Origin of the sequence: Lactobacillus intestinalis, from assembly GCF_024397795.1 — a bacterium.
Taxonomy (GTDB): domain Bacteria; phylum Bacillota; class Bacilli; order Lactobacillales; family Lactobacillaceae; genus Lactobacillus; species Lactobacillus intestinalis.
The window spans coordinates 1046369-1059972 of the sequence record NZ_CP072983.1 but is presented as its reverse complement, the minus strand read 5'-3'; the positions used below and the strand labels follow the sequence as shown (position 1 = coordinate 1059972).

Sequence of the window (13604 nt, the reverse complement as noted above, 5' to 3'; positions counted from 1 at the left end):
AATGAGAGTAATTTTTACAGGTGGCGGTACCGGTGGCCACATCTATCCAATTATGGCAGTTATTGAACGTTTGAAAGAACGTGGAATTAGTACAAATGATGATATTCTTTTTGTAGGTACACAAAAAGGGTTAGAATCTAAAATTGTACCTGCAGCTGGTGTGAATTTTAAAACGATTAAAATTCAAGGCTTTAATCGTAAGCATCCCCTTAAGAACTTTGAAACTATTGAATTGTTCTTTAAAGCAACTAAGCGTGCTAAGGAAATCTTAAATGATTTCAAGCCTGATATTGTTGTTGGGACTGGTGGTTATGTAAGTGGAGCAATGGTTTATGAAGCTGCCAAGATGCATATACCAACCATGATCCATGAGTCTAACTCTGTTGTGGGATTAGCTAACAAATTCTTAGGTCATTATGTTGATAAGATTTGTTATACTTTTGATGATGCAGCTAAACAATTCCCAGAAAAGAAAAAACTAGTTAAAACAGGGAATCCTCGTTCTCAACAAGTTTTAGGACTTCATGAAAATGAAATCGATTTACAAACCAAATGGGGACTTAATCCTCAAATGCCAACTGTTTTAGTTTTTGGTGGATCTCGTGGAGCTTTAGCTATTAATCGGATTATGCTCAAGTCTGTAATGGAACTTAGTAAAAAGCCATATCAGATTATTTGGGCAACTGGAACATATTACTATGATGCCGTTGAGAAGAAATTAAAGGATATTGACTTAGGAGATAACATTAAGGTTTTACCATATATTAAGAATATGCCTGCTCTTCTTCCAGAAATGACTTGTGTAGTTTCACGTTCTGGGGCAACTAGTATTGCAGAATTTACTGCTTTAGGGGTACCTGCAATTTTAATTCCAAGTCCTAATGTTACTCATAACCATCAAATGAAGAACGCCTTGGATTTAGAAAAGGCAGGAGCTGCCCTAGTAATTCCAGAAGATGATTTGAATCCTAATAATTTTGTCTCTTCAATTGATCATATTTTACTTGATGAAAAGTATGCCACGGAAATGAGTAAAGCCTCAAAAGAATTAGGTGTTCCAGATGCTTCAGACCAAGTAATTAAAGTAATGGAAGAAATTTCTCGTTAAGGAAAGTAGGTGAGGCAGATGGCTAAAAGACGAGTGACAAAAATTGACCCACGAAAAGAATTGTCACCTTACATAAATCATCAATCTACTAAAAATAAACGAAAAAAGAATACTAAAGTTTCTGCCTCACTTTCTAATTTGCACGCAGAAAGGCGACGTTCACTTTTTAGAAGGCTAGGGTCGATTGTTGTAATTTCTTTAATCGCGATTATAGGTTTGGGATACTACGTTTCTCCCTTAGCTAATATTGGAAGTGTCCGGGTGCAAGGTGCAGATGATCTGTCTAGCAAAGCAATTGTTGCTAGTTCAGGGATTAAAGCTAGCGATAAAGTTTTTGATTATTTATTTAATCAAAAAAGTGTAAATAATAAGCTAGTCAAGAAATATCCAGAAATTAAAAGTGTAAATATTAAATTATCCCATTTTAATCAATTAACCTTGCAAGTTAAAGAATATTCTACTTTGGGTTATCTTAAAGTAGGAAATAAATACCGCAAGATTTTAGCAAATGATAAATTAGGGACACGGGCTATTTCGTGGAGTAAAGCAGATCAAGATAAACCGATATTTATCGGTACTAATCATGAGTCTTCTTTAAAAGAGGACCTTAAACTATTCAATAGTTTCCCAGCTTCGTTCAAAAAAGAAGTTAAAGTACTTAGTGGAAACACACGTCGAAAATCACAAATTATTCTTGTCATGAAAGATGGAAATGTGGTTATTGGAAATATCACTACATTAAAAGATAAAATTAAATATTATAATGCAATCAAAGAAAAAGCTGGCAAAAATAGTTTAATTGATTTAGAAATTGGCGCATTTAGTAGACCGCTTACTTCTAGTGAAAAAAGAGCTTATGACATTACGTAGGCTGTAATAGATGATATTTTATGTTAAAATTTTTTCATGGCAGTTAATATGGGGGCTTAATTTTGGATAATTCAAATCTTTTAGTGGGACTAGATATTGGGACCACAAGTGTAAAAGCAGTAGTAGCTGATGCAGGTAAAGTTATTGGCGCAGTTACTACACCTAATACGGGAATGAGACACGGTAAAATTGTTGACATTGATCAAACTGCAAATGCGATTAGTCGTGCACTTAAAGAAATTGCAGAAAAGACCAATGCTAATATTTACCGAGTAGTAACCGGAATTCCAGTAGGGATGTTACAACTGGAAACAGCTACTGGATTGACTAATGTAGGAGAAAATGGCCAAGAAGTTGGTAATGCAGACGTTAAACGTGTTTTACAAGCTGCAGTTAAATCTGCAGTAAAAGATGGCAGAGAACCTATTTCATTTTTACCAAGTAGATTTATGATCGATGGTAAGACAGATGTCGATGATCCACGTAAAATGATCGCACATTCTCTTGCAGTTCAAGGTATTTTGTTGACTGCACCTTCAGGAGCACTTCATAATATTAAGAAAGCGATTGAACGTGCAGGTTATAGTAATAACTTCTTTGTTCCAACTCCACTTGCTATTGCAAGCGTAGCCTTGGATGAAGGGGAGAGAACTTTCGGGTCAATCATTTTGGATTTGGGTGGCGGCGTAACTACGGCTACTGTAATTCATGAAGGTCAAATCAAATATGCTAATATTGACTTGGAAGGTGGTAGTGATATCACCAATGATATTTCAGTGGTTTTAAGTACTTCTAAAAAAGATGCTGAACAGATCAAGTTAGATTATGGTTTTGCATTGCCCAGCTTAGCTTCAGAAAATGATAAATTTGCTGTTAAAAGTGTAGGGGCCGATGGTCAGAAGATGGTGGACGAGGTTTATCTCAGTGAAATTATTAATGCACGTTTAGTACAAACTATTACCCGAATTGGGAAGGGGCTAGCTAAACATGAAGCATTAAAGCTTCCGGGTGGAATTATTATTACCGGGGGAAGCAGTTTGCTTCAAGGAATTGATAATTTAGTTGCAAATGGGTTAAATGTGAAAGCGCGCATTTATCAACCTGATCAAATGGGGATGCGAACTCCAATTTATGCAGCAGCTTATGGTATTGTAAACTATGCTTACAAGATGTCAGATATTGACTACTTGGTAGCAAGTGCTATTTATGGTAATAATATTTTAGGGGAACTAGAAGAAGTAGAACAAGAAAATGTCAAGATTTCGAAAAGACCTGCTCCAACTAGTGAAACTGAACCAAAAGAAGCATATAATAGACATAAAATGCCTAGAAGTGAAAAAGCTTCTGAGGATAAAGAAGAAAATAATACTAAAAATAATAGTAAGGGCATCAAGAATTTCTTTAAGAAGTTCTTTGATTAAAGGTGGTTAATTCGATGGATTTTACGTTCGATTCAGATGACAATAAAAATGCTGTCATTAAGGTGATTGGTGTTGGTGGCGCCGGCGGCAATGCTGTCAATCGAATGATTGATGATGGCGTTCAAGGTGTTTCATTTATTGCAGCTAACACTGATGTACAAGCATTAAATAGCAATAAAGCAGAAAACAAGATTCAACTTGGACCAAAGCTTACTAGAGGTTTAGGTGCAGGTTCACATCCTGAAGTAGGTCAAAAGGCCGCTGAAGAAAGTGAACAAACAATTGAAGATGCATTGAAAGGTGCAGATATGATCTTCATTACTGCTGGTATGGGAGGCGGTACTGGAACTGGTGCTGCTCCTGTAGTGGCTAAAATTGCCCGTGAAACAGGCGCATTAACAGTTGGTGTTGTTACACGTCCATTCAGTTTTGAAGGCCCTAAGCGTTCTAGAAATGCGGCAGAAGGCATTACTCAATTAAAGCAATATGTTGATACCCTTGTTATTATTGCTAATAACCGTTTACTTGAAATGGTTGATAAGAAGACTCCGATGATGGATGCTTTCAAAGAAGCTGATAATGTTTTAAAGCAAGGTGTACAAGGCATTTCTGATTTGATTACTTCAACAGATTATGTCAACTTGGACTTTGCTGATGTTAAAACAGTAATGGAAAACCAAGGTGCAGCTTTAATGGGAATTGGTCGTGCAAGCGGTGAAAACAGAACTGTGGAAGCTACTAAGTTGGCGATTTCTTCTCCACTTTTGGAAGTGTCAATTGATGGTGCTAAACAAGTTCTTCTTAACATTACTGGGGGTCCAGACTTAACTTTGTTTGAAGCTCAAGATGCATCAGAAATTGTTTCAAAAGCAGCTGGTGATGATGTTAACATTATCTTTGGTACTTCAATCAATCCTAACTTAGGGGATGAAGTAGTAGTTACTGTAATTGCTACTGGTATTGATTCTGCTGCTGAAGAAGCTGCCTCAAAGCAACTTCCAGGTAGAAGTCACCAAATTAAAGCAGAAGCAAGAACTGATAACTCAACTTCAAGTGAAACTAATTCTCAAGTTCAAACTGCTAAACCTCATTCTGAAGTTAAGCAACCAGTTCAACCACATCAAACTGTGGAACCAGATCAATCTGCTCAACAACATGAAACTATGGTTGATCCAACTAGTGTATGGGGCTTGGGTAATAGTGACCAAAGTCAAAGAAGAAATGTGCAACCTGAACCTCAAAAACAAGATAATAATTTTGATTCTATGAGTAGTGATGATCAAAAGAGCATTTCTCAAATCGAAACTAGTGTACAAAGTGATGATGATAATGATGATATTCCATTTTTCAAACATCGTGGTGAAAACTAGGATATAGAGGAGGTAAGGCTACATGGCTTTTGATAAATTAGGTAGATTCTTCGGCATCTCTAACGATGAAGATGAGATGTACGATAATGAAGAATATACTGAACGTCGCGAGACTGAGGAAGATAATAGCATTCCTATGAATACTATCAATCGAGATAATATTCTTTCGATTAAATCCGGTATGAGTACTTCAGCTCAAAGCAAAATTGTTTTGTATGAACCTCGGGTTTTTTCCGATGCAAAAGATGTTGCACAAAATTTATTGAACAATAAGGCTGTTATTATTAACTTTAGTAGAATGGAAGATAGTTCCGCTAGAAGAATTGTTGATTTTATTACCGGGACAGTTTATGCCTTAAAAGGTGAAATTCAACGTATCGGAGATAAGATCTTTTTAGCCACTCCTCCTAAATTCTCAACTGATGGAAAAATTAGTGAATTAGTAGATAAGAAAGATAATTTAAGTTAATGGGAAGTATATTGTACAGTATATATACTGTTATTAGATGGATTTTTTGGCTCTACAGCATATTTATTGTAATTAATGCCATTCTTAGTTGGGTTCCAGCCCTCAGTAATTCTGTAGTTGGACAGTGGATTGATAAAGTGGTGAATCCCTATCTAAATTTATTCAGACGGGGTCCGCTTGCAAAATTAGCCTTTTCAACGGGGATTGATTTTTCACCAATTTTAGCTTTATTAGTTCTATACTTTGTTCAAGATTATGTTTTGGTTTGGATTTTTAGAATTTTATTTAGGTTAGTCGGCTAATGCAACGTAGACAAGCTAGTAGCTTTTACCCACATTTTGAAAAAGAAGAAAGACCAACAATCGACCGATTTGTTGGTCTTTTTAATCAGTTGATTTTTAAAAATGAAGCAATTTTAACTGACTTTTTGGATCCTGGGAAAAGAGATATTTTAAAAACAATTGTGGGGAATGAAGCTTTTATTCAAGAATTTGGTGGTTATAAAGATGCTGAAAAAAAGCGAGTTTATCTCAATTTGGAATGGGATAATTTAAGGCCAGACGATTATCAAATTATTCCATTTGAAATTGAGTATCCTGAAAAATTCTCACAATTGAATCATAGTTCTATTTTAGGAACTTTGGCTAATTCGGGATTAGAAACTGATACTTTTGGCGACATAATCACTGATGGAAAAGGTAGATGGCAATTTTTTGCTAAAAAAGAGTTAAGTGACTTTTTTATAGAGCAAATTGATAGAGTTGGAAATATTAAAGTCAAAATTAAGCCAATTTCTTTTAAAGATGTTTTAATACCTCAAGATGATTCTTTAGAAAAGAATATTATTATCAACTCTTTGAGAATTGATGCGTTTCTTGCTGGAATTAGCAAGGATAGTAGAGGCCAAATTCAAAAAGCAATTGATAGTAAACTGGTAAAATTAAATTGGCACGAAATTCAAGATTCTAATATAATGGTTAATGTAAACGATATTGTGAGTTTAAGACATTTTGGAAGAATTGTAATCTCGAATATCTCAGCAACCAAAAAAGGTAAATATAAGGTGGTGCTAAAACTTTGGCAGACGAAAAAACACAAGTAGATCAATTAACGCCAATGGATATTCATAATAAAGAATTTAAACGTCGTGGTCGAAATGGATATGATCGCTACGAAGTAGATAGTTTTTTAGATAAAATTGTCGATAATTACGGGGATGCATTGGATGAAGTGGTTGATTTAAAGAATGAAATCGTTTCCTTAAATACTAAAGTAGAACAATTGCAAGAAAAAGCAGACGCTTATGATGAAAAAAGAAAACAACTTCAAGATTCTTTGATATCAGCTCAAGAAGCAGCCGATATAATTAAAGAAAAGGCACATCAAGAAGCAGATGATATTGTCAATAATGCTAAAGAACAAGCAATTATTGATGCTAATTATGAAAAGCAACAAAAAGATGTCATTGCTGATGATTACAAACGCTTGAAACAAGAAATTGGCGAATTTCGGTCTCATATGCAGGCTATGCTTCAAAAGCAAATTGATAATTTAAATGATGATGAATGGCAACAGGCTTTAGACCAATATTTTAAGACTGATCGTTTTTATCCAGATGATGGATCAGAACCTATCCCGGTGGCTGATGATGAAGATGTCGAAGATGACGATGATGAAGTAATTGAGCAAGATGATGTTGACAAGCAGGCACCAGATGACGTAAACTCATACCAAGACCCTAGTGAAGGTGAAGAAGAACCTAAGCCGATGACAGGGGATAGTCCGGATACTGAACAAGTTGACGTTCCTAAACCAGCGCCAAAGAAGCGCTCAGGAACTACAATTGTTTTTCCGGATGATTATAAAGATAAATAATTAGACTGACAGTAAAACTTGCAGGCAATTGCAGCGAACTAACGATGGTGAGAGGTTAGTATAAGAGCCCAAGAGTTGATCAGCTGCCTAATTGGTCTAAGCGTTTTATTGCATGATACGCAATTATTTAAGTGGAGTTTTTATACTCAATTTAGGTGGTACCACGATTAACCTCGCCCTAATTTAGGGTGAGGTTTTTATTTTAGAAAGGAATAGTTGAATGAGAATTAAAGATACATTGAACTTAGGCAAGACTAAGTTTAAAATGCGTGGAAATCTTCCAGTTCGTGAAGCCGAATGGCAAAAGCAATGGGAAGACAATGATTTATATGAACAAAGATTAAAACTTAACGAAGGTAAACCTCGTTTTGACTTACATGATGGCCCTCCATTTGCTAATGGTAATATTCACATGGGTCATGCTTTGAACAAGATCTCTAAAGATATTATTGTTCGCTTCAAAAATATGGATGGCTACTATGCACCATACGTACCTGGTTGGGATACTCACGGCCTTCCAGTAGAACAACAATTGGCTAAAAAAGGCGTAGATCGTAAGACTATGGATCGCGCGAAGTATCGTGAATTATGTCGTCAATTTGCGGAAGAACAAATTCAAAAGCAAATGGCCGACTTTAAGCGTCTTGGCGTAATGGCTGATTGGAAGCATCCATATATTACCCTTCAACCTGAATTTGAAGCTGAAGAAATTCGCGTCTTTGGTGAAATGTTTAAGAAGGGTTACATTTACAAGGGTAAGAAGCCAGTTTACTGGTCATGGTCAAGTGAATCAACTTTAGCTGAAGCTGAAGTGGAATATCATGATATTAAATCTCCTCGAATTTATGTTGCTTTCCCAATTAAAGATGGTAAAGGAATTTTAGATAGTGATACTTCTTTGGTAATTTGGACTACTACTCCATGGACAATTCCAAGTAACGTCGGAATTACTGTAAATCCTAAGTTTGATTACTCAGTAGTAGAAGTAAACGGTAAAAAATACGTCATTGGAGCAGATCGCTTAGCAGCAGTTGCAGAAGATTTAGGTTGGAAAGACTACAAAGTTCTTAAGACCTTAAAAGGTACTGACTTTGATAGAATGACTTACCAACACCCACTTTATGATGTAACTGGTCTTGTGATGAATGATACTTATGTTACTGATGATGATGGTACTGGCTTGGTTCACAATGCTACTGGTTTTGGTGAAGATGACTACAATGTAGGTCGTCGTTATGGTTTGCCAGTTTTCAGTCCAATGGATGCTCAAGGTAGATTTACTGAAGAAGTTCCTGATCCAGATCTTGTTGGTATGTTTTATGACGATGCTAACAAAGTTGTGGCTGATAAGCTTGAAAAGGCAGGAGCACTCCTTAAGCTTAGCTTCTTTACACACTCCTACCCACATGATTGGCGTACTAAGAAGCCAGTTATTTACCGTGCAACTACTCAATGGTTTGCTTCAATCGATAAGTTTAGAGATCAAATCTTAGATCAAATTGAAAAATCAGAATTTATTCCTTCATGGGGTAAAACTCGTCTTTACAATATGATCAAAGATCGTGGTGATTGGGTAATTTCTCGTCAACGTGCATGGGGTGTACCACTTCCAATTTTCTATGCCGAAGACGATACTCCAATTGTTACTCCTGAAACTATCGAACATGTGGCTCAAATCTTTGAAAAAGAAGGTTCTAATGCTTGGTATACTCATACTGCAGAAGAACTACTTCCAGAAGGATTTAAGTCAGAACATTCACCAAATGGTAAATTTAGAAAAGAAACTGATATCTTAGATGTTTGGTTTGATTCTGGTTCTTCTTGGGCTGGTGTAATGAAATACAGAGATGGTCTCAATTTCCCAGCTGATCTTTACCTTGAAGGTAGTGACCAATACCGTGGTTGGTTTAACTCAAGTTTGATTACCTCAGTTGCAGTTACTGGTCTGGCTCCATATAAAGAAGTTTTGTCTCAAGGATTCGTACTTGATGATAAGGGTCACAAGATGTCTAAGTCACTTGGTAATGTAATTTCACCAAATGATGTCATCAAGAAGATGGGTGCTGAAATTATTCGTCTTTGGGTAGCTCAAGCTGATACCACTTCAGACGTTGCAGTTTCTTATGATATCTTGAAGCAAGCATCAGAAAGTTACCGTAAAATTAGAAATACTTTCCGTTATATGCTTGCTAACACTAGTGATTTTGATCCAAAGGAAAATCGTGTAGCTTATAATGAATTAAGATCAGTAGATCAATACATGGAAGTTAAGCTTAATAATTTGATTAAAGAAAGTTTGGATGCTTATAATAAGTTTGACTTCACTACTGTTTATAAGAAGATCTTTAAGTTCATTTCTAATGACTTATCTGCATTTTACTTAGACTTTGCCAAGGATGTTCTATACATCGAAGCAAAGAACAGTCATGCTCGTCGTTCAATGCAAACTGTAATTTATGATGCTGCAGTTAAGTTGGCTAAAATTTTAACTCCAATTTTGCCACATACTATGGAAGAAATTTGGGGCTTCCTCAAGGAAGATGAAGAATATGTTCAACTTGCTAATATGCCAGAGGTTGAAACCTACGAAAATAGCGACGAATTGCTTGAAAACTGGTCTAAGTTTATGAGCTTGCGTGATGATGTTTTGAAGGCTCTTGAAGATGCAAGAAACCAAAAATTAATTGGTAAGTCATTTGAAGCTGCCGTAACTATTTACCCTGATAAAGAAACTAAAGCAATGCTAGATGAACTTAATGCTGATTTTAGACAGATTTTGATTGTCTCTGATCTTACAATTTCTGATGAAGAAGCACCAGAAGATGCTGAAAAATTGAAGAATGCTGCTATTGTTGTTAAGCACGCCGACGGAGAAGTTTGTCCACGTTGCCGTATGATTAGAACTGATATTGGAGTAGATCCTAAACTTCCAATGCTTTGTGGTCGTTGTGCTGAGATTGTTGAAGAGGATTACCCAGAAGCAGTTCAAGAAGGACTTGAGAAATAATGCGTTTGGGAACTGTAAAACAATTTGATAAAGGGAGTAGTTATGGTTTTATCGAAGATGATCAAAACCATAAATCCTATTTTGTATTTTATACTGCTATCAAAGAAGAAGGTTATAAACGCCTTGAAGTAGGTCAAAGAGTAGAATTTCAGTTAGCGCAAGGAAAGAATGGCTTACAATGCGTTAATGTCTACTTAGCCTAAAAGAGAGGGACGCTATGGATTTAAAAGAAACAGAGATTTCTTCGCAACATATCTTTAAAGGTAGGATAGTTGATTTATCAGTGAGAACCATTGAGTTGCCAAATGGTGAAACTTCTACTAGAGAAGTCATTAAGCATCGCCCAGCAGCTGGTGTGATTGCTATTAATAAAGATAAAAAAATGCTTTTAGTTGAGCAATGGCGTGAGCCAATAAAACAATTAACTTTAGAAATACCGGCTGGATTAATTGATTCTACTGATGCTACCCCTCTTGACGCTATGAAGCGTGAACTTAATGAAGAGGGCGGTTATCAAGCCGATTATTGGGAAGAAATTACTGAATTTTATTCTTCTCTAGGTTTTACAGATGAAAAGATGTATCTTTTCTACTGTGATACTTTAACTAAGTTAGAAGAAAAGCGTTCGTTAGACTCTGATGAATTTTTAACTACTCATTGGTATAGCTTAGAAGAATTGAAAAAGTTAGTTGCTGAAAAGAAAATAGTCGATGCAAAAACGCTTTATGCAATTGCTCTATGGGAAAATATGCTATTAACTGGAGCTCCTTCTAAGAAAGAAAATGACTGAAAAAAGATCTGAGTATCAAAAGAAGCAACGCAAATCATCTCAGAAATCTGTTTTTGATAAGGTGAGATCTGCTTTTGTTGATGATAATGAACCTAAAGATAATAATGTAGATGTTGTACCTGGATTTAAGCGAGATAAAACAGACGAAAAGTTAGAGCGTCGTTCACTTAAAGGTAATGGTGAACCAATTTTTAGCCCGAAAGAAGAAAAAAGAACGTTTAATGAAGAGAAAGGTCTGCGTTTGAAAAAGAGATTGAATAGTGCTATTTTGATAGTGTTCATTTTGATCATTTTAGTGTTATTAGCACTATTTCATTTGTAATTGAATCGAGGAAAATTATGAAAATTGCGATTATTGTCCCAATGGAAATTGAGGCAGCTTATTACCGCAATAATTTCAACTCGGAAGATAAGAAAATGTTCGGAACTACTGCTTTCGAACATTTTTCTGTTAATGGTAATGATATTTACCTTGGTCTGAGTGGAATTGGTAAAGTTCAAGCTGCAATGAATTTATCTAGTTTATTAAGTAATGAAGATATTGATTTGATCTTCATGACCGGATCTGCGGGCTCAATGGATGAGAGTGTCTATAAGGAAGATTTGATTTTACCCAATAGCTTTACTTATCATGATGCTCATAACACTGCTGCTGGGGACTATGTGGAAGGTCAAATCCCACAAGAGCCAGCACGCTTTGAATTAAATTCACCTCAAAGAGACAAGTTTGCTCAATATTTGAAGGATCAAAATATTGACTTTCGTGAAGGGTTAGTAGTTACTGGGGATTCTTTTATTGCTTCTAGTAAGCAAAAAGAAGAAATTAAGAAGAATTTCCCAGATGCCCTAGGCGTAGAAATGGAAGGGGCAGCTTTTGCACAAGTTGCTTACCATTTCAATAAGCCTTTGATTGCTATGCGTGCAATTTCTGATAATGGCGATGAAAATGCTGACGAAGACTTTGACAGTTTTGTAAAAAAAGTGGGAGCAAAAGCTGCCAAATTAATTTGTAATTATGTTGAAGAATTAAAATAATAACAATATATTCAATCCAAATATAAGTAGTTGCTTTTAAAAGGAAAGTAACTTATTATAAATAAGTGAGGAAAATTATGGCAAATACAGTTGTAATTAATGGTGACAATCGTAAATTTACATTAAGTCCAGATATCAAGCTTTATGCATTAATTGATGCAGGTTTTGTAAAAACTCCAAAAGGTAATTATAATTACGAACATCCCTTGTATAATGATTCCCCATATAATGCACCAACTAAATTGAAGATGACTGTCAATAAAGACTTATCACATTTAACGATGGTTATTACTGATCGCAATGGTTTGCAAAAAGTAAATATTTTTAAGAACAAGCAATTAGCGCCAACAGTTGAACTTTTAGATTATATTTTAAAAGATCTCGAAGAGCGCAATATTCTTGTTCCTGTAAAGGATTGATTGCATGGTAGACAATAGTAAGATTAGAGTTGTTGTTGGAATGAGTGGAGGGGTTGACTCTTCAGTTTCAGCACTTCTGTTAAAACAACAAGGCTATGATGTTGTTGGTGTCTTCATGAAAAATTGGGATGATACTGATGATTCTGGCGTTTGTACTGCAACCGAAGATTATGATGATGTAAAAAAGGTTGCTGATAAAATTGGTATTCCTTATTACTCAATTAACTTTGAAAAAGAATACTGGCATCGAGTTTTTGAATATTTCTTAGATGAATACAAAAAGGGCCGTACCCCTAATCCAGACGTAATGTGCAATAGTCAGATTAAGTTTAAGTCATTCTTAGAATTTGCTATGAGTCTTGATGCTGATTATATTGCTATGGGTCATTATGCTAAAACTGTCAAGGATGCAAATGGAGTAACTCATATGATGCGTCCAAAGGATGGCAACAAGGATCAGACTTATTTCTTGAGTCAGCTTAGTCAAGATCAAATTGATAGAGTTATTTTCCCACTTGCTAATTTAACTAAGCCACAAGTGCGCGAAATTGCTAAGGCAGCTGGTCTTGTTACTGCCACTAAGAAGGATTCTACTGGAATTTGCTTTATTGGTGAGCGTAATTTCAGAAAGTTCTTGAGTGAATTTTTGCCTGCTAAGTCTGGTAAAATGGTGACTCCAGATGGTAAGGTTGTTGGTGAGCATGCTGGACTTATGTACTACACGATTGGTCAAAGACAAGGCCTTGGCCTTGGTTCAACTAAGGAATCAACTGATCCTTGGTTTGTAGTAGGTAAGGATCTGAAAAAGAATGAATTAATTGTTGAGCAAGGCTACGACAGTAAGCTTCTTTATGCTACTGAATTAAAGGCAAGCAACATGTCATTCTTCACTGGTCGTCCTGATCACGACGTAGAATTCCACTGCACTGCTAAGTTCCGTTACCGTCAAGCCGATGTTGGTGTAACTGTAAAGTATAATGCTGCTGAGAATACTGCCGATGTATTTTTCGATGAGCCAGCAAGAGCTGTTACTCCAGGTCAGGCTTTGGTATTATATAATGGCGAAGAGTGTATCGGTGGAGGTTACATTGATTGTGCATTCCAAGGTGCAAAGAAGTTGCAATTAGTATAATAATTGAATGTTTAAAGAGCTAGGATTAATTTTAATCCCAGCTCTTTTTTTATTGTTTAAGTGATAAACTAAAAGCAAACTGTTAAGGAAATAGGTTAGATGAGTGAC

Annotated in this window: 15 protein-coding genes; all 15 read left to right on the top strand. The window is 35.8% G+C overall.

Annotation, left to right across the window (positions count from 1 at the left end):
* Position 1 precedes the first annotated feature (1 nt).
* The 15 genes from murG to mnmA all read left to right on the top strand — a co-directional run bounded on the left by murG (position 2) and on the right by mnmA (position 13496).
* Complete coding sequence (gene murG / locus KBW87_RS04825; protein WP_057809674.1) at positions 2 to 1108, top strand: undecaprenyldiphospho-muramoylpentapeptide beta-N-acetylglucosaminyltransferase; 1107 nt, start codon at positions 2 to 4, stop codon at positions 1106 to 1108.
* 18 nt (positions 1109 to 1126) lie between these two features.
* Positions 1127 to 1978 (top strand): cell division protein FtsQ/DivIB, encoded by an 852-nt coding sequence (locus KBW87_RS04820; protein ID WP_057809677.1) that lies wholly within the window; start codon positions 1127 to 1129, stop codon positions 1976 to 1978.
* 62 nt (positions 1979 to 2040) lie between these two features.
* Entirely contained in the window at positions 2041 to 3399 is a 1359-nt protein-coding gene (gene ftsA / locus KBW87_RS04815) for a cell division protein FtsA (protein WP_057809678.1), read from the top strand.
* Between the two features lie 14 nt (positions 3400 to 3413).
* Positions 3414 to 4769, top strand: a complete 1356-nt coding sequence (ftsZ, locus tag KBW87_RS04810; protein WP_057809680.1) for a cell division protein FtsZ — start codon at positions 3414 to 3416, stop codon at positions 4767 to 4769.
* 22 nt (positions 4770 to 4791) lie between these two features.
* Entirely contained in the window at positions 4792 to 5238 is a 447-nt protein-coding gene (locus KBW87_RS04805; RefSeq protein ID WP_004042868.1) for a cell division protein SepF, read from the top strand.
* Positions 5238 to 5540 carry a YggT family protein gene (locus tag KBW87_RS04800; protein WP_004042867.1) on the top strand — a complete coding sequence of 101 codons (303 nt, stop codon included), beginning with the start codon at positions 5238 to 5240 and terminating at the stop codon, positions 5538 to 5540. The genes KBW87_RS04805 and KBW87_RS04800 overlap by 1 nt, the downstream gene beginning before the upstream one ends.
* A complete protein-coding gene (locus KBW87_RS04795) occupies positions 5540 to 6340 on the top strand; it encodes a YlmH family RNA-binding protein (protein ID WP_057809682.1) in 801 nt (266 codons plus the stop codon). The genes KBW87_RS04800 and KBW87_RS04795 overlap by 1 nt, the downstream gene beginning before the upstream one ends.
* Complete coding sequence (locus tag KBW87_RS04790; protein ID WP_057809684.1) at positions 6316 to 7113, top strand: DivIVA domain-containing protein; 798 nt, start codon at positions 6316 to 6318, stop codon at positions 7111 to 7113. Before KBW87_RS04795 ends, KBW87_RS04790 begins: the two co-directional genes overlap by 25 nt.
* A gap of 220 nt (positions 7114 to 7333) precedes the next feature.
* Positions 7334 to 10120, top strand: a complete 2787-nt coding sequence (gene ileS, locus KBW87_RS04785) for an isoleucine--tRNA ligase (RefSeq protein ID WP_057809686.1) — start codon at positions 7334 to 7336, stop codon at positions 10118 to 10120.
* Positions 10120 to 10323, top strand: a complete 204-nt coding sequence (locus KBW87_RS04780) for a cold-shock protein (RefSeq protein WP_057809688.1) — start codon at positions 10120 to 10122, stop codon at positions 10321 to 10323. Before ileS ends, KBW87_RS04780 begins: the two co-directional genes overlap by 1 nt.
* A gap of 14 nt (positions 10324 to 10337) precedes the next feature.
* Positions 10338 to 10910 carry an NUDIX hydrolase gene (locus tag KBW87_RS04775; RefSeq protein WP_057809691.1) on the top strand — a complete coding sequence of 191 codons (573 nt, stop codon included), beginning with the start codon at positions 10338 to 10340 and terminating at the stop codon, positions 10908 to 10910.
* Positions 10903 to 11232 (top strand): hypothetical protein, encoded by a 330-nt coding sequence (locus tag KBW87_RS04770; protein ID WP_004042858.1) that lies wholly within the window; start codon positions 10903 to 10905, stop codon positions 11230 to 11232. The genes KBW87_RS04775 and KBW87_RS04770 overlap by 8 nt, the downstream gene beginning before the upstream one ends.
* 17 nt (positions 11233 to 11249) lie before the next feature.
* Positions 11250 to 11945, top strand: coding sequence for a 5'-methylthioadenosine/adenosylhomocysteine nucleosidase (locus KBW87_RS04765; protein ID WP_057809693.1), 696 nt, complete (start codon positions 11250 to 11252; stop codon positions 11943 to 11945).
* Positions 11946 to 12022: 77 nt separating this feature from the next.
* A complete protein-coding gene (locus KBW87_RS04760) occupies positions 12023 to 12364 on the top strand; it encodes a DUF1831 domain-containing protein (RefSeq protein ID WP_004042853.1) in 342 nt (113 codons plus the stop codon).
* Between the two features lie 4 nt (positions 12365 to 12368).
* A complete protein-coding gene (mnmA, locus tag KBW87_RS04755) occupies positions 12369 to 13496 on the top strand; it encodes a tRNA 2-thiouridine(34) synthase MnmA (RefSeq protein ID WP_057809695.1) in 1128 nt (375 codons plus the stop codon).
* Positions 13497 to 13604: the final 108 nt, after the last annotated feature.